The sequence below is a fragment of the Flavobacteriaceae bacterium HL-DH10 genome (assembly GCA_031826515.1).
Classification (GTDB): Bacteria; Bacteroidota; Bacteroidia; order Flavobacteriales; family Flavobacteriaceae; genus Thalassobellus; species Thalassobellus suaedae.
On record CP134536.1, the window covers coordinates 1,551,378 to 1,572,887 of the forward strand.

Consider the following 21,510-nt stretch of genomic DNA (forward strand, 5'->3'; position numbering starts at 1 on the left):
AAATTAATGCCACCAATTCACGAATATTTTTTATTTACTTTACAAAAATTATACTTTAGCTTGAATTTATTCGATTTTTCTTTAAAAATTAAAGGCTTCCCAATAGATGAAGCTAAACGTTTTTTGAAAACTATCCAAAATAAAAAGGAAGTTGATTTTACAACTTATACTGAAGCTAAAAAACTTGACATTGTTACGTATCACTTGAAACACAATACGTTTTACAACGCTTTTGCGAAAAACATCAATGCACAAGATTGGAATAGTATTCCCGTAATGACCAAACACGATTTACAACAACCTTTGCAACAAAGACTTTCAGATGGATTTACAACAAAAAATGTTTATATAAACAAAACATCTGGTTCTTCTGGTGACCCATTTATTTTTGCAAAAGACAAATTTTGTCACGCTTTAACTTGGGCTTGTTTTATTGACAAATATACTTGGTACAATTTAGATTTTAACACCTCTAAACAAGCGCGATTTTACGGCATTCCATTAAACAAAAAGCACTATTATAAAGAGCGTTTTAAAGACGTTTTAAGTAAGCGTTTTCGGTTTTCAGTTTTCGATTTAAGTGATGCGCAACTTGAAAAGAATCTCAAAAAATTTAAATCGACTCGTTTCGATTATATTAATGGTTATACCAATTCTATTGTTCAATTTGCTAAATATTTAGAACGTAAAAATATCGTTCTTAAAACTATTTGTCCGTCGCTTAAAGCTTGTATTGTAACTTCTGAAATGCTTTTTAAAAAAAATGAAACACTTTTAGAAAACCAACTAGGAATTCCAATTATTAACGAATATGGCGCTGCCGAATTGGGTTTGATTGCTTTTCAAAATAAAAAAAAAGAATGGCTGATTAATAATGAAGATTTATTTATTGAAATTTTAGATGAAAAGAACAATCCTTTGCCATATGGCGAAGAAGGTCGGGTTGTTATAACATCGCTTTACAATAAAGCACATCCGTTTATTAGATATGATTTGGGGGATCTTGGAACTTTATCTAAAATGAGTACACCTCAAAAACCCATCCTTGAAAAATTAATTGGAAGAACGAATGATATCGTTGTTTTACCCAGCGGTAAAAAAGCTGCTGGATTAACTTTTTACTATGTTACTAAAACCATTATTGAAGATGATGGAAACGTAAAAGAGTTTATTATAGAACAGCTAAAACTTGATACGTTTAAAATTAGTTATGTAAGCCATAAGTTTCTTACTGAAAAGAATTTAAATGCAATAAAAGGTGCTATTTCTAAATATTTAGAACCGAACTTAACGGTTCTTTTTGAAAGAAAACAAATATTAGAACGCTCTAAAAGTGGAAAACTAAAACAGTTTAAATCTTATTTATAGAAATTGTTTGTTTTGATTTTACAAAAAAATGCTCTTTTAAAAATACAAGCATACAATACACAGATTTTAATGTAGAAAACCCCAAACCTTTTTTATAAACCCAATAATTATATTTAATTAAATTCAATTTGTTTGAAGACATTGAATTATCTCGAACTCGATAATAAGCCAACGATTCCTTCATGCCCTGAGCCCTTTTACCAGACTTTTTAATAGCTGATAACCATAATAACCAATCTTGTCGTTTACGTAAATCAGGCGTCTTTATTTTGCCTAATACTTTCGCGTTGTATATTCCAGTTAAATTACCAATGTAATTGCTTTTTAAAAGCTTACTGTATGCTAATTGAGGTATTGCTTTTACTTTTTTATTTAAAGCTTCTCCCTTTTCATTTATTAATTGATAACTAGAAAAACACACATCGCAATTTTCAGTTTGCATACATGCTATTTGGATTTCTAGTTTTTCTGGTTTCCATAAATCGTCAGCATCTAAAAAAGCAATATAATCGCCTTTTGCAGAATCAATGCCTTTATTTCTAGATATGGCTGCTCCTAAATTACTTTCGTTTTTAAGAAGTTTTATATTTGGATGGATTTTAATAAATTCTTGAACTATTGAAAGTGTTGCATCCTTCGAATTATCATCGATTAGTATTAACTCCCAATTTTTATAGGATTGATTTAGAACACTGCTTATAGTTTCTGAAATAAAAGCTTCAGAATTAAACATGGGTGTTATAATAGAAACTAAAGATTGCATTTAAGTTATTTAATATGCTTTTTCTTCTCCTTTTAAAGCATTTAAAAAAGTTTGAAAAATAATTTTTAAATCTAATAACAAGGACCAATTTTCAATATAAAAAATATCATACTTTACTCGGTTAATAATATCTTTATCTGTTTCCACCTCACCTCTAAATCCACTAATTTGAGCCAATCCAGTAATACCAGGTTTAACAAAATGGCGTACCATAAATTTATCTATTTTTTCAGCAAATAAATTTGTATGTCTTACCATATGAGGTCTTGGTCCAACTACAGACATATCCCCAAAAAACACATTAAAAAACTGAGGTAATTCATCAATACTGGTTTTACGTATAAATCTACCAACTCTTGTAATACGCATATCTCCTTTGGTTGCTTGTTGTAAATTAGCATCTTCATTAGGAGTCATAGATCTAAATTTATAACAATCAAATTCATTATAGTTAAAACCATTTCGTGTTTGTTTAAAAAACACAGGTCCTTTACTTTCTAGTTTAATCAATATTGCCAAAATAGGTGTTAACCATGATAGTAAAAAAACGATAATAGCTGACGAAAACAAAATATCAAAAAGTCTTTTTGTTACTTTATTAATTGGATCTTGAATTGGTATTGATCTTATTGATAGAATTGGAATATAATTATAATATTCATACTTAAGTTTTTTGGAATAAATATCTTTATTATCTGGTATAAATTTTAACTCTCTTAAGTTATTATCGGCAAAATCAATTAACCTATTCGTTTGTTTGTTTGTTAATTCTGCAATAGAAAAATATATCTCGTTAATATTATTTTCTATAATATAATTGAAACATGTTTGTAATGAAAAGTTATCATCTTGAACTCGAAATTGTTTTTTAAACTTGTACCCAAAATGAAGTTCTGTTTTAAAAATTTTTATGAGTTGTCTGGTCTTTTCAGTATCTCCTATTACTACGACATCTCTTAAATTCCCTCCTAATGCAGCTCTGTATTTCTTTAAAATAAAAAAGAATAAAAATTTAAAAAATGTAACTAATGCAAAAACAGTAATAAGATAATTAACCAAAGCTAACCTGCTAATATTTGGTTGTTTAAAAAACCCAATAAAAGCATATAAAGTAATAAAGAAAAAAAACGTTTGACTCAATAATAATGTAACTATTTGGATTATCTTGGTGTAACGTTGTACCTCATAAAACTGATTTTTAAAGGCAATAATTATCCAAAATATAGATACATATAAGATAAATATGTAGGTGTTATTTAAATTAATCTGAAATAAAAAAATAGCACCAATTATGACACTTAAATCAATTAAGTATGACATTGGTTTTAAAAACCCCGAGTATCTACCTTGTTTAAACGTATTCAATTATTTTTTTATATGCTTATTAAAATTTTTATGCTCGCTTTTATATAACTCATCTTGAGATAAGGTTTTAAAATATTCAAAAGTGAGTTTCATACCTTCTTCCCTTCCAATATTAGGCTGCCAATTTAATACTTTTTTTGCCAAACTAATATCTGGTTGCCTTTGCATAGGATCATCAACAGGTAAATCTTTATAAACTACTTTTTGATGTGTCGCCGTGAGTTTCATTATTTCTTCAGCAAATTCTTTTATTGAAATTTCATGTGGATTTCCAATATTTACCGGATAAGCATAATCACTAAACAATAAACGATAAATACCCTCTACTTGATCGTCAACATAACAAAAAGACCTTGTTTGAGATCCATCTCCAAATATTGTTAAATCTTCCCCTCGTAATGCTTGCCCCATAAAAGCTGGGATAACACGTCCATCATTAAGTCGCATTCGAGGACCATAAGTATTAAATATTCGAACAATACGTGTCTCTAAACCATGAAACCTGTGATACGCCATAGTGATAGATTCCTGAAAACGCTTTGCTTCATCATAAACACCTCGTGGTCCAATCGTATTTACGTTACCGTAATAATCTTCAGTTTGTGGGTGTACTAAGGGATCTCCGTAAACTTCGGATGTTGAAGCAATCAATATTCTAGCGTTTTTATCTTTTGCTAAGCCTAATAAATTATGGGTACCTAAAGACCCTACTTTTAAGGTCTGAATAGGTATTTTAAGGTAATCTATTGGGCTAGCTGGTGATGCAAAGTGTAAAATATAATCTAAATCTCCTTCAATTTTTATGAACTCAGTAACATCATGCTCTATGAATTCAAAATTAGGATGGTTATTTAAATGTGCTATATTTTTTTTATCACCCGTAATAAAGTTATCCATGCCTATAACATGAAATCCTTCATTTATAAAGCGATCGCATAAATGCGAACCTAAAAATCCTGCTGCTCCGGTTATTAAAACTCTTTTCAAACTTATCTTTTATTAGTTATATACCTTCCTTATAATAAATGTTGAGTAATTAAGAAAACCTTCTTTAAAACATATATACATAGAACTTCATTTTCAGTTTCTGCTAAATGTGCTCCATTGGTCTACGCTATCTGTTTCTATTACTGATGCTTTCATTAAGGAAATTTAATTAAAATCTTCAGGTGCAAGCTCCTTCCAATGTCTTAAGGCATTCAAAAAATTGTAGCGAAATACAAACCCATTATCGATCAAATATTGAGACTTTATATTAGTAGGAAACCCTGCTTTTTTAACCCTTGTTGGGTGAATATCAGATTTAAATCCAAATAATTTAGAGCCAATTTGAATAAAAAAGGCAATGAAAGCAAGAACATTAACACCCATTTTGACAGTAGGTCTATTGTAATTTAGTTCTTTTTTTACAATTGAAACCATTTCTTTTAGAGGAATCAATTCACTTTCTGCATAATTATATACAATTAAATTCTCTTTTTTATCCATCGTAAATAATATACTTTCAACTAAGCCATAAACATACCCATAACCTTTGATAATATCTCCTCCATTTGGCAGAATAAAACTGCCCTTTTTAAGAGCTCTAATCATTCGATAAACATTTCCAGGATCCTTTGGCCCAAATATAACACTAGGTCTGACTATTACTAGTCTTCTTTCTGTGTTTTCGGATAACCATTTCTGATGAATCTTTTCTGCAAGAGCCTTAGATATTCCGTATGCTGTTTCTGGATAAATCATCGACTTTTCAGTTCTTTGTTCTAATGATTTTCCATACGGAGCAATACTACTTGTGAAAAACATATTTTGCAGTCCTGAAATTCTTGCAAAATCATTTATGTTTTTAGCACCTGGTACGTTGGTATCAAAATATTCTTTATAATCATGCCCTGGCTCTCGATGAATTGCTGCTAAATTAAAGATCCATGACTCCCCCTTTTCAAAAGGCTCTAGACCAATATTTATGTCTTCTCTAACATCAACATTAACAAAACTAACTTTATTGTTCTGAAAAATTTCTTTAGGTTTTTTAATATCAGCTATGATATATTTATCAAACCTATTTAAAGAAATAAAGTGTTTAATGAGATTTGTTCCTATATAACCTGACCCTCCAAATAATATCGCTATTTTATTCATTCTTTCCTTCTTCAAATTGTGATAATATTTTCTTGTTAATTTCTCTTCTTTCTTTATCAAAAAACCATCCCCATTTATTAAAATATTTTATCATTGAAGTAACATGATAATATAATAATTTATAATTTGAGTAAGACCCTCTACCGTGTTTATGAATAATGGTTAGTTTAGGGTAATATAAGGTTTTGAAATTCTTATGGATTCTTCTTGTTAAATCTATATCTTCTGGATACATAAAGAATCGCTCATCAAAACCTTGTACTTGTTCAAATACTTTACAATTGATAAACATAAAACAACCCATAACGTATGGAATGTTAATTATTCTATCAAAATTAAAAAATTTAATTTCATACAAATAATTGAAATAATTTTGAACACTTTTAATTGGAAGAAATCGCCTTACAATTAAATTAACGGGAGTAGGTAATAACTTTGCTGAATATTGAATACTTCCATCAGGGTTCAAAATTTTTGGAGCAAGCAAACCAACTTCTTTATTCTCCTTCATAAACAAATACATCTTTTCCAAAATATCAGCCTCAAAAATCACATCCGCATTTAAAATTAAATGAAATTCTGAAATTTTATTTGCTATATTAATTGCTACATTATGAGCAGAACCAAAACCAATATTTTTTCCGGTATGTATATATTCAACATTTTCATTTACTGAAATTACTTCTTTTAAAATATTGGTAGGGGAATTATCAATAAAATATAGTTTTATTTTTAATGGAGAACCAAAAACAGTTTTAACAACTGATTCTATTTCGAATTTATCCGTTTGAAAAAGAACTACTGAAATTGTCAAATTAAACAACATAAATATTGGGCTTAAATTAATTGATTATTAATTACTTTTTTTTCTCTTATTAAAGATAGATAAAAAATAAAAACATAAAAATTACTTGGTGTTGCTGTTTGAAAAGGGGATTCGATAATCATTATATACAAAAACATTATATAAATATAAAAGTACGTTTCCTCAGAAAACCTAAAAAGATAATACCCTAAAACCGTCCACAATAAAAATTTTAATATAAAACCTATAATTCCTAATTCTATAATGTCTGTCAAAAATTGATTGTGGGAATGGTTTTCTTTTGGTAGTTCAGTAAACATACTGCCTAATAAGTGTTTTCTTTCCTTTAAAACATTTACATTAGAATTTATCCCGAAACCTGACGTATTCTCTTCTATTGCATTATATGACATCTTCCATAATCGGCATCTATTTTGATCTATTTTACAAATGTTAAAAAACAAAAAAGACAAGGTAATCATCCACAAAACAACCAAACTAAAACTCCTTATTTTAAACGATTTTACAACAAAGAAAACAAAACAAAAAAGAACAAAGATAAAGAACATCATTCTTGATCCAAGCAATAAAATAGAAATTAATGTAAAAATAAAATAGCTCAAATATAAAGACTTGCCAATTTGTTTATTTTGATATTGCTTCACACAAAAAAAGAATCCACAAAAAAAGAAACTAGAAATAAATAATGAATGAGAATATTTAATCCAGAAAAAAACTTTCTGATTAAACAGTTTTATATTATCGTCAACGAAATAATTAAGATAATCAATATCGTAAAATTCTCCATAATTTAATAAAAATAAAATTCCAGTTATAATTATTACCGACATTAAAACTGTATAAATTACAACGACGTCCTTCTGCAATTTATCAATATCAATATGAAAAGTTCTAAACAAAAATACAATCGAAACTAAAACAAAAATTATTGGTATCGATAAATCCTCAAACTTAGAAACTTTACCGAAAAATAAATAAATAATAAATATTAAAATATAAATTAAATACCATAGTTTAAGGATTATTCTTTTTTGCTTATCCAACAAAAATGAGATTACTGAATATAAAGTCAATATTAGCAAAATAAATGTAACCCAAGCAATTTTTAAAAAAAGGACTCCAAAAAATAATGTAACTATTAATTGTCCATAATATCCGTCTTTCAAATTCAATTTAAACCAATTTAGTATTGATCTAAAAAAGAACACATTGATACTAAAAACTAATATTAAAGTTAAATAAAAGTAGAAATTAGTACAATCCAAAATATTATAAACTATAAATGGATCCAAATTATCACTTCCTAAAACCGTTAATTTATTCTTAGAAATTGAAAGCCCATTTGGAATTCCACTTATTTTTCTATAGACATCATCGTTACTTAATAAAAACACTTCACTATTATCATTATTTAGTAAAGATAAACTGAGAATTTTAATTTCTTCCTTTTCATTAAAGTTCTCGAAATCTAATCTTAATTTTTTTAGTATTTTTTTATCACTCCCTAATTTAAAAAGTAAAACTTGTTTGTTTTTATCATTTGAAAAAGTCCTAGAGCTTGCCAAAGCAATATCTTCTTCATTAAAAGAATTTCCTTTGTCATAATAAACTTTAACAAAATTATTCCCAACAAGTACATCACTATCAATTTCAATTTTTAAAACTTTTGATTCTTTTGCAAGACTATATTTGAAAACCGTACAAAAAAGAATTCCTAGAAATAATGATAACAGGATATTTAAATAAATTTTAGTGCAAAAATTCATTTTAAACATATTTTTATTACTCTCATAAATACAACAAATAAAAGCAAAAGCCTGTTTTTCATAATAACAAACAAACTATTTGTCGTTTTCACCCCAGTATTCGTAACATTATTACCGTGTCTTCTATAGTATAAATAGGGTTTATTAAAATAAAACGTTTTTCCAAAAATAGATCCTAAAGAATATATCCATATATCATGCATAGGGATGTATTTAGGAAAAGGAAGGACCATTCCTAGTAATTCTTTTTTAAACGCCATAGTAGCACCAATGCAATGATTTTTTAGAATGTTTTTAACGAGTCCTTTATTATTGTTTTCCAAAACAAACAATTCTTTTGTTTTATTAACATCCTTCTTAAAAAGATTAACATTTGAAAAAACAACATCATATTCCTTCAATTTACCCATATAATCAACAACTTTATTTTCAGGCCAAATATCATCTTGATCAGACAAAAAAATAATGTCTCCAGAACATTTAATTAAGGTGTTTTCAAAATTATATATAGGATTTCTGAATTTATTGTTTTTATATATTTTAATTCTTGAATCATTATATTTTTCTATAATCTCAATTGTTTTATCCGTTGAGCTATCATCTGAAATTACAACCTCATCATTTAAATCAATTTGTGTTAAAATAGAATCCAACTGTTCCTTTATATATTTCTCTCCATTATATGTAGCGATGCAAACTGAAATCATATTTAATTTTTTACTAATACTATGCTTACATTGTTAAAATTACTCTTATGAATTGAAAACTCATTTAGCTATCACCTAGCTTTCTTTAAATCTACAAACAAAATCTTCTGATTCAATACATACTAATTTTAGATTTCCAATCTTCTATAGGTTCATACAAAACATATTTCCTAAAAATATAGAAACAAAATCTATACACTTTTCACTTTCATCAATACAAGGAACATAATGCCTGATAATTAAACAATTTAATTCTATCGAATTCTTAATAATTAAAACCTGTTCCAGATAATAACCCCGTGTTTCAAAAGTTTGGCTTTATACAACTGTTTTTATGTAGTAACCTTTTCTGACAAAAAACGGATGATTTTATTATATAATCTCCTGAAAATCTGAAAAACACTATATAAACATATAGTAAAATTATTACAACATTCAAACCCGAAATTTAATCTTTTTATTCGTAACATCAGTTATTCACTTTAGTACAATTCTTTTGTTTTCAAAAAATCTAAAAAAAATCGGATAAACTAATTGCAAAACTATTCCAGAAAAAACAAACATATTTGAAAAGGTGTTAAAAAACATCATAGCCAATAGAATAGCAATTTGAGTAACATGAAAATTACTTCTTTTGGGGACTAGCATCATCATGATTAACAAGAAAAACACTCCGTAAAATGATAAAATTATTGGTCCAATCCATTTAGCATGTGCGTAAGATTTACTATAAACACCTCCAACAGTTAACCAATCTCTTATTCGAATGATTTGCTTTTCTTCCATATTAAAAACACTAACTATTCTCTTCGATATAAAATCTGGTAAACATTCTTGAACTATTAAAGAAATTATATTGTAATCTACAGTCTCTGTTTTATTTATGGTATTTTGAAAATTAGCAACTGGAGATGCTCCATATAAATAAGTCCAGTAAAATTCCTTAGGTATAGGTGAATCCATAAAACTTTCTGTTGCCCCACTCTTTAAAGGAATATAATTTGAGTCTCCATTTGCAGACCGTAGATTACCTAAGTACCCAAAAACATATAAAACTCCAAGAAAAATCATAACAAGTAAAAGGATTTGCTTTAATTTAATCATATAATTCAAAGATAAAATGAAGACAAAAAAACAAGAGAATAATCCTATCATTATCATTCCTCGATTTAATATTATAATTCCTGGTAAAAGTGTTAAAATAAAATATACTAAATTCTTTCTTCCTTTATTAGATATTAAAGTATGAAAACTATAGACAATAAGAAAAGAAGTAAAGGAAACAAAAAAAACATGAATTACCTTTATTCCAAAATCCTTATAATCAATTTCTTTACCTCCAAATAATAAATAAAACAAGGGAGAATTGCCTTCGAATAAAATTTCAATACCCAAAACAAAAAAAACAACTATAAGTCCTTTTTTTATAGTAAACCCTTTCTTTATAACGATTTTTTTATACCCGATTATTGATGCTTTTTCTGTAATTAATCCAAAAATTAAATACAAAATAAACGTTAAACTAAAAAACGCATAGGCCCCAAATGAGAGCTTCGGGAATGCAGAAGACCATCCTAATAAGTACAACAAAAACACTAAACCAAAACTAACTAAGTAAATATAAAATGGGTTCTTGAAAAATTTTAACATTATTTATGGTAATAATTCTTGATAAAATACACGAAAAAAAACAAAGGTTTTATGTTTAAAAGATTGCTTAGCACACCGTAATAAACCAAAAATAACGCCCAAAAACATATCTTCCCTGTTTACGGCCAAGTATTCCCTCAATCCTTTGGAATACAATCTAAATTTTAAAATAAAATTATCTAAATTTGAATCCTCTACAAAAGATAATGAATGTTTAAATTCTACTTCTAATTGATAATAATAACTCTCTTTCTTTTTCAGTCTTTTAAAAAAATCAAAATCTGAAAAATACAAAGGTATCGTTTCATTATATCCAGAAATACTTAAAAATGATGATAACCGTATAAAAGCTCCGCTATTTAAAAAGTTAAGATTCTCTGTTTTAATTCTACCCTTTGTAACTTCCTTTAAAGGAAACCCTTTAGAATACCTAACAATACACGGAGAATATATTTGATCCTTATATTTGAGAATAGGCATATAATAATTTATATCTGTACGAATTGATTTAAACAAAACATCAAAATAATCAGGGTTTATGATAGAATCTTGATCCAGAATTAACAACCATTCTTTATGCTTTTGGTTAGCAAACGAGGCTCCATAATTATACGCTGCACTTACACCAGGGTTAGTTGGGTCATGAACATATTGAATAGATATTTTGTTATGTTCAATTTTGTCTGAGGCCTTTCTGTTTGGTGAATTATCATAAACAAATATATCAAGAACAGAACCATTAGGGATAGCTTCGCATAATGATCTAAAAGTACTTGTCTTTTCTAACTCTTCATTGTAAAGAACAACTACGGCTAATATTTTTTTTAAAAAAACTTTCATTTAAAATAATTTTGAAATAAAACAAATATTAGGAACTTCTTTACCTAATAAAACAAACTGAATGCAATTCCTAAGATTCTATTTGTGTGAATTCAAAAATAGAATAATAATTTAAATATTCTTAAGCTTTATTTGACATATTCAAAGAATAGTTATAGCCACTAATTTTAAGAACATCCATTTTATTCCTATTACGTGAACAATAATTAAGTTTTAGTCTATTTCCTTCAATAAATTCGGATATCCCCTTTAACATATATAAGAAAATTCTTCGTAATTCCTAATTCATTCATCCATTGTCGGACAATTAATGTTTTAAATGGCCCTGAGTCAATTCGATTATTACCGATCCTATTTTCCCACAACCAAATTGGAGTTGGTCATAAGCCATACTTTGCTTGTATAGCTTCATAGAAATCCTTATTAACACCATTCTGCTTCATCAGTGCTTCGTAGTATTTCGTCTCCACCTTCTACTCCTAAATCTCCTAAAAACAAAATAGATTTATTTCTACTCATTATTTTGAAAACTAAGGAGGAGTTATTCACTGGATTAAAGTTAATCCATTCGTTCTGTCTCCTATTACTTTAAGATCAACTCCATCCCCGATAGAAAAGCTGTCATTTGCTTTTATATCAAGAATTAGAACTTCTGACTTTCTTATTATTTTATTTTTTTTAACTAAAAAGGAGTAAGACTTCATTTCGTTTAACCTAACCCATTCCTCATTCAAAGCCGAATGTAATATTTTAGTGATTATAATTTTCTTCCTTTTTAATATTTCGATCAATACTCCTGCATGGTCCTCATGAGGGTGAGTAATAACCCATGCATCTACTTTTCCTCCTAATTGAACCAAATAATCTTCGACAATAATAGCCGAATCAGAAGATCCACCATCAACAACAATTAATTGATTATCATCTGTTTTAATGATATAACCCATTTGTACAGCATCGTCAAACTGATCTAACTGCCATAATGAAAAATCTTTTTCACGACCAGTGAATGATTTAATGTTAAAAAAATTAAACCTGTCATCACTTATTCACAAGAAAAAAAACATAACACCCCTAAGAATATCATTTTTTGCACACTCATCTTTTAAAGATATGCAAAAATTTCTTTAGCGGTAATACCTAGCTCTTATTTAATGAGTTAGACTCCTTTATCTTTTAGTAGTCTAAGTAAAATATTAAAATTTTCATTTCTTTTCATTATAAAGAAAATCCCAATAAGCCAAAATACTATAGCTAAAGTATGTATCAAAATCCCTTCTGATGAAAATAATTTTACACCAAAAAATATTAATACGGCTGAAATTAAAACAAGAATACTATCAACAGAGAATAGTTTTATTCCTTTAATTTCTTTTTTACTATAAAACAAATACATACCAAACATGCATATGTGTACTAAAACACTACTCCATGCGGCGGCAATTATACCATATTTAGGGATTAATATAAAGTTAAGAACTACACTAGCAATTAGTGATACAAATACTGTAATTACTCTATAAACTTGTCTGTCGGAAATTGTCAAAATATTTCCGAGTAAAGAACACACTGTTCTTATAATAATTACAATTGATAATGGAGCAACCAGTGGCACTGCAAATAAATATTCCTCGGTGTACAAAAACTGAATTATAAAACTCCCAAAAGAAGTAAATAAAAGAAACATTGAGCACCCCAAAATTATTAAATAAAGCAATAACCTTGAAACCAACGAGGCTATGTTTTCTCCTTTGGCATATTTGAAAGATAAATAAGGTAGTAGCACATTTGATAGCATTTCTGAAGCTATCAATAATACCAGTACAATCCGAAATACAGCTTGGTATAGCGCCACCTCTTTCGCTCCTAAATAAATAGAAATTATTTGAGTATCAATCATAAAATAAAAAATCCCTAATACAGTATGAAGCCCAAAAGACCAACTATTCTTAAAGAGTGATTTTTGCATATTAATATCAAAAGCTCTAATATTAAAAGATTTTCTACACAAATAAGTACTCCATAACAACTGTAAAACCCTGCAAATAAGCAGGTAAAAAGCTAACATCACTAGCCCTGTATCTACAAACCAATATATCAATACAACTACAGTAACACCAATTGCATAAATAATTGTGGTCTCAGTATATTTATGGAACTTATTCTGAACCTTTAGTAATGATTGGAAGTACACAACAAAAGAAGAAACAACTGCAAACAACATATACAATCCTCCAACCTTTAACCATTTTTTATCATACAATAAACACAAATAAACTATGGCGAAAACACTAACAAATATTGATATCAAAACCTTCGAAAACAAACTATTGGAAACATATTTTTTATGATCGAGTATATACCTTGGGAAATCCTTCATAATCATCAATGAAAACCCAAAATCTGCACAAATAACAAGAATGGCAGCAAGAGAAAAACCAAAACTTAAAATTCCAAAATCTTCAAGTGACATTAATTTTGCCAAAACAATGAAAACCACACTCCCTGTGTATACTTGAAGTAACGAGGTGGCCGATGACCAAAGTATGTTTTTGGATATAGTTGACATTTATTCCTTGGTTAAATTAGCATTTATGCCTTTTTCAAAGTAACGCCTCTGTTAATTAAAACAATACTTGAGTTAAGCGCATAGTTCATTTTTTTCTTCTTCTATGTATTGTTGAACAGTTCAAGTTTCACTTATCCTTTTTAGGGTTCATCAAAAACAGAAAAGCCCTTTCAACTAACATTTAATCTCCTTTTCGGTGTTACTCTTTAAATTAATAAGGAAATTATATTACATAGGAACTCCTTTATAATCTATAGTCATCTTATTCGCTAAAAAAATAAATTCTTGTCATTCAAGATTACATCATAAAGAACAATTGCGTTATCTAACATAATTTCCTCAATAACAAATTTAGCCTTAAAGTTTAGGCCAATAAATGAACTCATATGCTCGCTTGTTCCATAATGATATTAAAAAAAAAATCTTAACTTATAACTTAGTATCCCTTTAATCGAAACAAGCCCCATTTACCTCTCATTTGTGTATATTTAATAAACTCATAAAAACTCTTTTAGAATTATTTGCGTCATGGTATTTATTAAAAACCAGATTTTTACTTTTAATCTGTTCTTTATACTTATTTTCTCTTATTATTTCTGCGATACTGTTTGTTAATTCTACCCAATTATAAACAATAGGACCAGATACAATGCTTTCATAATCGAAATACATCTCGCGAGAAGAATTCTTATATTCTTCAAGGTCAAATGCTGCAAAAATGATCGGTTTTTCCGTTAAAAGAAAATCAAAATATGCGCCAGAATAATCAGTAACTAACATATCTGCGTCTTTTAACATAAAATTTATATCACTTACATCCTCATCCGACAGGTGAATAATTCTGCCTTTGTGCTCCTTCTCTATTTTACTATGTAAATTATTATCTACAAAATGTCCTTTACTTACAAAAACTATATTTTCTTTTTCTAAAAAAGGTTCAAGAATGTTTTCGTCAAAATCTTCTAAATTAAATAAACTCTTTGCCTTATTGTGATTCCTAAATGTTGGCAGATAATATATAATTTTACATTTTTTAAATCTTATTTTTAAATCTGCATTAAACTTATCAATTTCTTTGTTATAAAAAACATCATTTCTAGGGCAGCCTGATTCAATAATTTGATGTGGTGCCACATTAAATGCTGAAGCCATTTTTTCTGAAAAGACCTCTGAGTTAGAAACAATGTAGTCGTAATTATATTCACATACAAATGGAAAAAAAACTGGAATAAGTTTTCTTTGAAAAAAAGAATGAATATTAGAATATTTATCATCTAACCCAATTTTTTTCATTGGGTTTCCATGCCATAAATGTATCCAATTTGATCCATTAATGAATAAAAAATTAATATCTCTTTTTCCTGAGCTAACAATAACATTTTTAGCAATCAAACTATAACAAATAGCTAAAAGACTACTTGTTAAATAAGACACTCCTCCTTCTCTAATTATTAGATTTTTTATATTAACATCTCTAGTAAGCCATATGGCTTTTATTTCTGGATGATTTTCTTTAATATATAAATATAAATATTTACTATTATCAGAAAACCTATGGCCATACCATGCTCCAAATACCCATATATTTTTATTCCTAGGAATTAAAAGTTGTAGCCACCAAAAAGGGAGAAATAATAAATACCCTATATATTTAAAAACTCGAAGCATTAGCTAGTTTTTTCTTTTTAATAGATTTCTCAATTCTTCTTGAGATATTTTTCTAGGATTATTGCCTAAACGCTCTAAATTAACATTAGAAATAATTATGTTTTCATAATCATGAATTTTTAATTTTTCAAACGACAATTCTATTCCCAACTCTTTGGCAAACTTCCTCAAAAACAGTTTAGCCTCAATCCCAATGTCTACCCGAAAGAGCTCACAAAGTTCTTTCATATTTTGCTTGACATAACTCAATCCTCTTGAATCATTCAAATCCAAATCTGTTACATCATTATTATATTCAAAAAATTCTGGTAGTGTTAAGAAGACAGCATGTCCATGAGGTATTGAAAAATACGTCGTAAAAGCATACGAAACAGCATGTGCTCCCGTTGTTTTAGAAATATTAATTGCCTTTCCTGCCAAATAAGAAGCCTTCATTATTGCTTTTCTACTTTCCTTATCCGGCTGTGTTACGCATTTTTTTAAATTTTGAATTAGTAGTTCTATGGATTCTTTTGCAAAACCTTTTGAAATATCATTAGCCCCAACACTCCAATAGGATTCTACCGCTTGAGAGAAAGCATCTAATCCAGCGCAAGCCGTTAAATATTTTGACTGTGAAAACGAAAAATCGGCATTTAAACAAGCTACATCTGGAAGCACATTATCATGAGCCAATGAATACTTTTTTTTATCATGATAAACAACTGCAAAATGAGTTGCCTCACTTCCAGTTCCTGCGGTAGTAGGGATAGCTATTAAAGGTACTCCTTTATTCGTAATTAGTTTTGTGTTATTTATAATATCCAGCCCTTTAAGATGAGTATTAGAAGAAAATACATTTATTAACTTAGCCATATCAATTACACTACCTCCTCCAATGGCTAGTATCATATCACAACTTGTTTGTTGATATAACTCTACACCTATAAGTGAATCTTCATATTTAGGGTTTTGTTCAAACTCAAAAAACCTAACAAAATCAACGCCCTTCAAAGAAGTCTCAATAAATTTTTGAGCTCCTGAGGTCACATAAGATTTTTTTCCCGTAACGAGAAAAATCTTATTAGCAGAATACTTGCTAACAAGATTTTTCAAACCACTAACAGTTATATTTTCAATATATTCTTGGATCATTTAAGAAACTGTTGAAATGCTATCTTATTTTCTACAGGAGTCTTTGTTGGCCTGCCTAGATTTTCACGTGCGCCTTTGTTAACTTTTATTTCTAAAAATGCTCGACCTTTATGCTCTATCATAGCTTTAAACTTCTCCTTAATTTCATTTACTTCACAAGCAGTATCTACCAAAGTATATCCAGATGCTCTGGCTATTTGGGTAAAATCAATATCAAAAGCAACTGTTGGTTGTCCTCCTACAGAATCATGAGCACCATTATTTATAACTATATGCTTAAAATTTTCTACGCCTTTCATCATACCATTAATTGTAAGGCTTCCCATATGCATTAGTACAGACCCATCTCCATCAATACAAAATACATTTCTATTTTTCTTTTCAATAGCTATACCCATAGCTATTGAAGAAGTATGTCCCATCGCTCCTACAGTTAAAAAATCTTTCTCATGAGATTGATTTAATGCTTCTCTATATTCAAAAACTTCTCTCGAAGTTTTACCTGTTGTAGAAATAACAATATCATCTTTCTTTAATTGTCCAATAATCAATTTGACAGCACCTTCTCTATTAAGCTCAAAAGAAGATTCTTTATCATTCTGTAACTTATATTTTTCAAAAGTGTTTTTTCTAACTAATAAAGCATAAGGTTTTTTATTATTTGAAGTAATTTCTATTGCCTTATCTAAAACTGTATCAATATCACAATTAGCATCTACTATTTGGTAAGATATATCCATGGCCTTTAAAAGCTCCTCACTAACCTTTCCTTGTTTTACATGTTGTGGTTCGTCCTTTATTCCTGGTTCTCCTCTCCAGCCTATTAATAATAACATTGGAATACCATAAACATCATCATCTGCAATGGATAATATCGGATTCACAGTATTTCCAAAACCTGAATTTTGCATATATACTAAAGGCAATTTTCCACTGGCTAAATAACTACCAACTGCTAATCCAATTGATGCACCTTCATTCGCAGATATTATATGCCTCTCTTGAGGAGCATTGTCGGATATATATGCACATATATCCTTCAATAACGAATCAGGAACTCCTGTAAAAAAGTCCACACCTCTAGAGGTAAGAGCCTTATAAAAATTTGAAGTATTAATCATACTGTTTTTTTATTACTTTGTTCCTGGAATCAACTCAAGAATCTCTTTAATTGAAATACAATTATTTTTTGATTCAAAAGAACGTTTATGTGTTAAAATAGATTTTGCTGTATCTAGCATTGCAGGATATGCACTTCTTAACAATTGATTTGCATAAATAACAACATTCACTCCAGCTTCAGCAAGCTCATCCTCCGTTATAGTATTATAACTTGATGGCACAGCGATAATTGGAACTCTTCTATCGAATTTTTTAAATTTAGCACAGAATTCTAAAATTTCAGCTGGAGAAGTCTCCTTAGAATGAATCATAATAGCATCTGCACCAGCTTCGATATAAGCCTTTGATCTATTTAAAGCATCTTCCATTCCCGCCTTAAGAATTAAACTCTCAACCCTTGCAATCACCATAAAATCATCTGTCACTCTTGCTGCTCTTCCTGCTTCTATTTTTTTTGAAAAATTTTCTATTGTATCTTGATATTGCTGTACATCAGTACCAAAAAGCGAATTTTTCTTTAAACCTATTTTATCTTCGATTATTACTGCTGAAACACCTAATCTTTCAAGAGTTCTAACAGTAAAAACGAAATGTTCTATTTTCCCTCCTGTGTCGCCATCAAAAATAATAGGCTTAGTAGTTACTTCTACCAAATTATTAATGTTATTAACTCTTGAAGTAATATCTACAGCTTCAATATCAGGTTTCCCCATTGAAGTTGAATCGGTCAAGCTACTTGCCCACATACCATCAAATTCTCTTCTTTCTCCATTTACATCAACATAAATGTTCTCAGTAATTAAACCTGTAAGTCCGTTATGAGCTTCAATAATCCGGACAATGTTTTTTGAATGTATTAATCTACGAAGTCTTGCTCTCCTTATATCAGGAGTTGTTCCAATCTCCTTTAACGCTTTATTTAACTGAGTTGTAGAAATGCCATCCGTATATGGCACCTCAACAAGTTTACCTCCCCATTCATTTAGAGTATCAATTACTTGCTTTCTAGTTTCTCTCTGAACTCCTTCTTTCCAATCATCACCATGAACCACAAAATCTGGCTTCAGTTTTAAAAGATTAGGCCTATAATCTAATGTGTCTTGAGAAATAACCTTATCAACTGCTTTTAAATTTTCAAGAATAACCTTTCGTTGCTCATATTCCAGATAAGGAATTCGTTTGTAACTAGCAATTGCTTTATCTGTTAATAATCCAACTGTCACTTCACCAAGTTTAGCTGCTTCATTCAAAATATTTAAATGTCCTGGATGTATTAAATCAGCACTCATACCCACATAAACTTTACTCATAATTTTTGTTTTTAACTTCTATTTTTTATTAAACATTTCTTTAAACTTTCCTTCCAATCCAGAATTTCAATCTTTAGTTTTTCTTTTATTTTAGATTTGTCCATAACACTATATTTTGGTCTGGTAGCAGAAGTTGGATAATCTTCAGTTTTTATAGGTGATACACTCATATTTATTTTACTTTCATCGAAAATTGCTTTAGCAAAAGCATACCAACTAACAACACCCTCATTACTATAATGATAAATTCCAAATAGATTATTTTCTTCAACTATTATCTTCAAAATAACTTCTGCCAAATCTCCTGCATAAGTTGGTGTCCCAATTTGGTCAGAAATGACATTAAGTTCGTCCCTGTCTTTACTCAACCTAAGCATAGTTTTTAAAAAATTATTACAATGCTCTGAATATAACCAAGAGGTTCTTAAAATAAAATGCTCTTTCAATTTTTGCTGTATTTTAACCTCTCCTTGTAATTTAGAAGCTCCATATACGCTAATAGGGTTAGCTACATCTTTTTCTGTATAAGGTTCACTTTTTTTACCATCAAAGACAAAATCAGTTGAAATGTGAATCAAGATTGCACCTTCTTTATTACAGACCAATGCTAAATTTTTCGCCCCTATAGCGTTTATTTCAAAAGCTTTTTCGACATCTTCTTCTGCTTTATCTACAGCAGTGTATGCTGCACAATTAACACAATAATTTATTTGCTTATTAGACTCAAAAAAAGCTTGTACCTGTTTTAAATCGCAAATATCCAACTCTAAATAATCCGTATAAATAAAGTTTAAATTATCATGTTGACTTTCAACATCTTTAATACACGTAGCTAATTGCCCATTACCCCCAGTAACCAAAATATTTATCATAAAACAGCTTCTTTTAAAGTAGGTAGCTGCAAATCCTTTTCAGAAACCACGAATACTGTTTCATCTAATTTCCAATCAATATTCAAATCTTTATCATTATAAATAATACCGCCTTCTGACGCTTTATTATAAAAATTATCGCATTTATACGAAAAGATAGCGGTATCACTTAACACAATAAAGCCATGTGCAAAACCGCGTGGAACGAATAACTGTTTTTTATTCTCTTCTGTTAATTCTACAGCCACATGCTGTCCAAAAGTTAAAGAGTTTTTTCTAACATCTACAGCAACATCTAAAACCTGCCCCTTAATAACTCTTACTAATTTAGCTTGGGCATATTCTCCAACCTGATAATGTAAACCTCTTAAAACTCCTTTTGAAGAAAAAGATTCATTATCCTGGATAAATTTAATATTTTTTCCAATTAAGACATTAAATACATCCTGATTAAAACTTTCAAAAAAATAACCTCTGCTATCATTAAAAATTTTTGGTTCTATTATAAAACATCCTTTTAATTTAGTTTCTTTTACTCTCATCATTCTTTATCCAATAACCCTAATAAATTCTTTCCATAACCACTTTTAAGTAAAGGTTCAGCTAAAGACTTAAATTGTTCTTTATCAATATAACCCATTTCAAAAGCAGCACCTTCAATAGCTCCTATTTTTAAACCTTGTCTTTCTTCAATAACCTCAACAAATTGTGAAGCTTGCATTAAAGATTGAAAAGTGCCAGTATCTAACCAAGCCGTACCTCTATCTAATATACTAACACTTAGCTTGCCTTGTCTTAGGTACTCTTTATTTACATCTGTAATCTCTAATTCTCCTCTATCACTAGGTTTCATGTTTTTCGCAATATCGACAACGGTATTATCATAAAAATAAATACCAGGAACAGCATAATTAGATTTAGGTTTTTTTGGTTTTTCTTCAATAGAAATAGCTTGACCCTTTGCATCAAACTCAACGACACCATAACGTTCAGGATCATGCACCCTGTATGCGTAAATAATACCTCCTTCAGGATTATTATTAGCTTGCAAAAGCTTAGCTAAACCTGTGCCATAAAAAATATTATCACCTAATATTAAAGCTACTTTATCATTCCCAATAAACTCTTCACCAATAATAAATGCTTCAGCTAATCCATTAGGTGCTTCCTGAACAGCATATTCAAATTTACACCCATACTTTTTACCATCTCCCAATAAATCTTTAAACAAAGGTAAATCTTTAGGTGTTGAAATAATTAACACTTCATTTATACCTGCATTCATTAATGTTGAAAGCGGGTAATAAATCATAGGTTTATCATAAATAGGCATCAATTGCTTACTAACTGATAAAGTCAAAGGGTGTAATCGTGTTCCAGATCCTCCTGCTAATATTATTCCTTTCAT

At 28.9% G+C, this 21,510-nt stretch carries 19 protein-coding genes; 1 reads left to right on the forward strand and 18 read right to left on the reverse strand.

The genetic code is table 11. The features are described from left to right. Positions 1–6: 6 nt before the first annotated feature. Entirely contained in the window at positions 7–1,368 is a 1,362-nt protein-coding gene (locus tag RHP49_06830) for a phenylacetate--CoA ligase family protein (GenBank protein WNH13964.1), read from the forward strand. Here the strand turns inward: RHP49_06830 and RHP49_06835 are convergent. The 18 genes from RHP49_06835 to rfbA form a co-directional block, all read right to left on the reverse strand. Beyond that, the gene (locus RHP49_06835; protein WNH13965.1) at positions 1,352–2,131 is read right to left on the reverse strand and encodes a glycosyltransferase family 2 protein; all 780 of its coding nucleotides are present in this window, start codon (positions 2,129–2,131) and stop codon (positions 1,352–1,354) included. The genes RHP49_06830 and RHP49_06835 overlap by 17 nt on opposite strands. Positions 2,132–2,140: 9 nt before the next feature. Beyond that, positions 2,141–3,451, reverse strand: coding sequence for an undecaprenyl-phosphate glucose phosphotransferase (locus tag RHP49_06840; GenBank protein ID WNH13966.1), 1,311 nt, complete (start codon positions 3,449–3,451; stop codon positions 2,141–2,143). A gap of 45 nt (positions 3,452–3,496) precedes the next feature. Beyond that, entirely contained in the window at positions 3,497–4,483 is a 987-nt protein-coding gene (locus RHP49_06845) for an SDR family oxidoreductase (protein WNH13967.1), read from the reverse strand. Positions 4,484–4,648: 165 nt separating this feature from the next. Next, a complete protein-coding gene (locus tag RHP49_06850; GenBank protein ID WNH13968.1) occupies positions 4,649–5,638 on the reverse strand; it encodes an NAD(P)-dependent oxidoreductase in 990 nt (329 codons plus the stop codon). Beyond that, positions 5,631–6,464, reverse strand: a complete 834-nt coding sequence (locus RHP49_06855) for a glycosyltransferase (GenBank protein ID WNH13969.1) — start codon at positions 6,462–6,464, stop codon at positions 5,631–5,633. Before RHP49_06855 ends, RHP49_06850 begins: the two co-directional genes overlap by 8 nt. An 11-nt stretch (positions 6,465–6,475) precedes the next feature. Beyond that, positions 6,476–8,230, reverse strand: coding sequence for a hypothetical protein (locus tag RHP49_06860; GenBank protein WNH13970.1), 1,755 nt, complete (start codon positions 8,228–8,230; stop codon positions 6,476–6,478). Beyond that, the gene (locus RHP49_06865; GenBank protein WNH13971.1) at positions 8,227–8,937 is read right to left on the reverse strand and encodes a glycosyltransferase family 2 protein; all 711 of its coding nucleotides are present in this window, start codon (positions 8,935–8,937) and stop codon (positions 8,227–8,229) included. The genes RHP49_06860 and RHP49_06865 overlap by 4 nt, the downstream gene beginning before the upstream one ends. Before the next feature lie 477 nt (positions 8,938–9,414). Continuing rightward, entirely contained in the window at positions 9,415–10,587 is a 1,173-nt protein-coding gene (locus RHP49_06870) for a hypothetical protein (GenBank protein WNH13972.1), read from the reverse strand. Between the two features lie 3 nt (positions 10,588–10,590). After that, positions 10,591–11,427 (reverse strand): glycosyltransferase, encoded by an 837-nt coding sequence (locus RHP49_06875; protein ID WNH13973.1) that lies wholly within the window; start codon positions 11,425–11,427, stop codon positions 10,591–10,593. A gap of 545 nt (positions 11,428–11,972) precedes the next feature. Continuing rightward, positions 11,973–12,374 (reverse strand): MBL fold metallo-hydrolase, encoded by a 402-nt coding sequence (locus tag RHP49_06880; GenBank protein ID WNH13974.1) that lies wholly within the window; start codon positions 12,372–12,374, stop codon positions 11,973–11,975. 212 nt (positions 12,375–12,586) lie between these two features. After that, complete coding sequence (locus tag RHP49_06885) at positions 12,587–13,996, reverse strand: flippase (protein ID WNH13975.1); 1,410 nt, start codon at positions 13,994–13,996, stop codon at positions 12,587–12,589. A 474-nt stretch (positions 13,997–14,470) separates the two neighbouring features. Further along, positions 14,471–15,664: a CDP-glycerol glycerophosphotransferase family protein gene (locus RHP49_06890; GenBank protein WNH13976.1), complete on the reverse strand. Its 1,194-nt coding sequence runs from the start codon at positions 15,662–15,664 to the stop codon at positions 14,471–14,473. Positions 15,665–15,667: 3 nt separating this feature from the next. After that, a complete protein-coding gene (locus RHP49_06895) occupies positions 15,668–16,798 on the reverse strand; it encodes a phosphonoacetaldehyde reductase (protein WNH13977.1) in 1,131 nt (376 codons plus the stop codon). Further along, positions 16,795–17,919 (reverse strand): phosphonopyruvate decarboxylase, encoded by a 1,125-nt coding sequence (gene aepY, locus RHP49_06900; protein WNH13978.1) that lies wholly within the window; start codon positions 17,917–17,919, stop codon positions 16,795–16,797. Before aepY ends, RHP49_06895 begins: the two co-directional genes overlap by 4 nt. 12 nt (positions 17,920–17,931) lie before the next feature. Then, positions 17,932–19,230, reverse strand: a complete 1,299-nt coding sequence (aepX, locus tag RHP49_06905) for a phosphoenolpyruvate mutase (protein ID WNH13979.1) — start codon at positions 19,228–19,230, stop codon at positions 17,932–17,934. Between the two features lie 11 nt (positions 19,231–19,241). Next, positions 19,242–20,102, reverse strand: a complete 861-nt coding sequence (gene rfbD, locus RHP49_06910) for a dTDP-4-dehydrorhamnose reductase (protein WNH13980.1) — start codon at positions 20,100–20,102, stop codon at positions 19,242–19,244. Beyond that, positions 20,099–20,644 carry a dTDP-4-dehydrorhamnose 3,5-epimerase gene (gene rfbC / locus RHP49_06915; GenBank protein ID WNH14390.1) on the reverse strand — a complete coding sequence of 182 codons (546 nt, stop codon included), beginning with the start codon at positions 20,642–20,644 and terminating at the stop codon, positions 20,099–20,101. The genes rfbD and rfbC overlap by 4 nt, the downstream gene beginning before the upstream one ends. Beyond that, positions 20,644–21,510 carry a glucose-1-phosphate thymidylyltransferase RfbA gene (gene rfbA / locus RHP49_06920; GenBank protein ID WNH13981.1) on the reverse strand — a complete coding sequence of 289 codons (867 nt, stop codon included), beginning with the start codon at positions 21,508–21,510 and terminating at the stop codon, positions 20,644–20,646. The genes rfbC and rfbA overlap by 1 nt, the downstream gene beginning before the upstream one ends.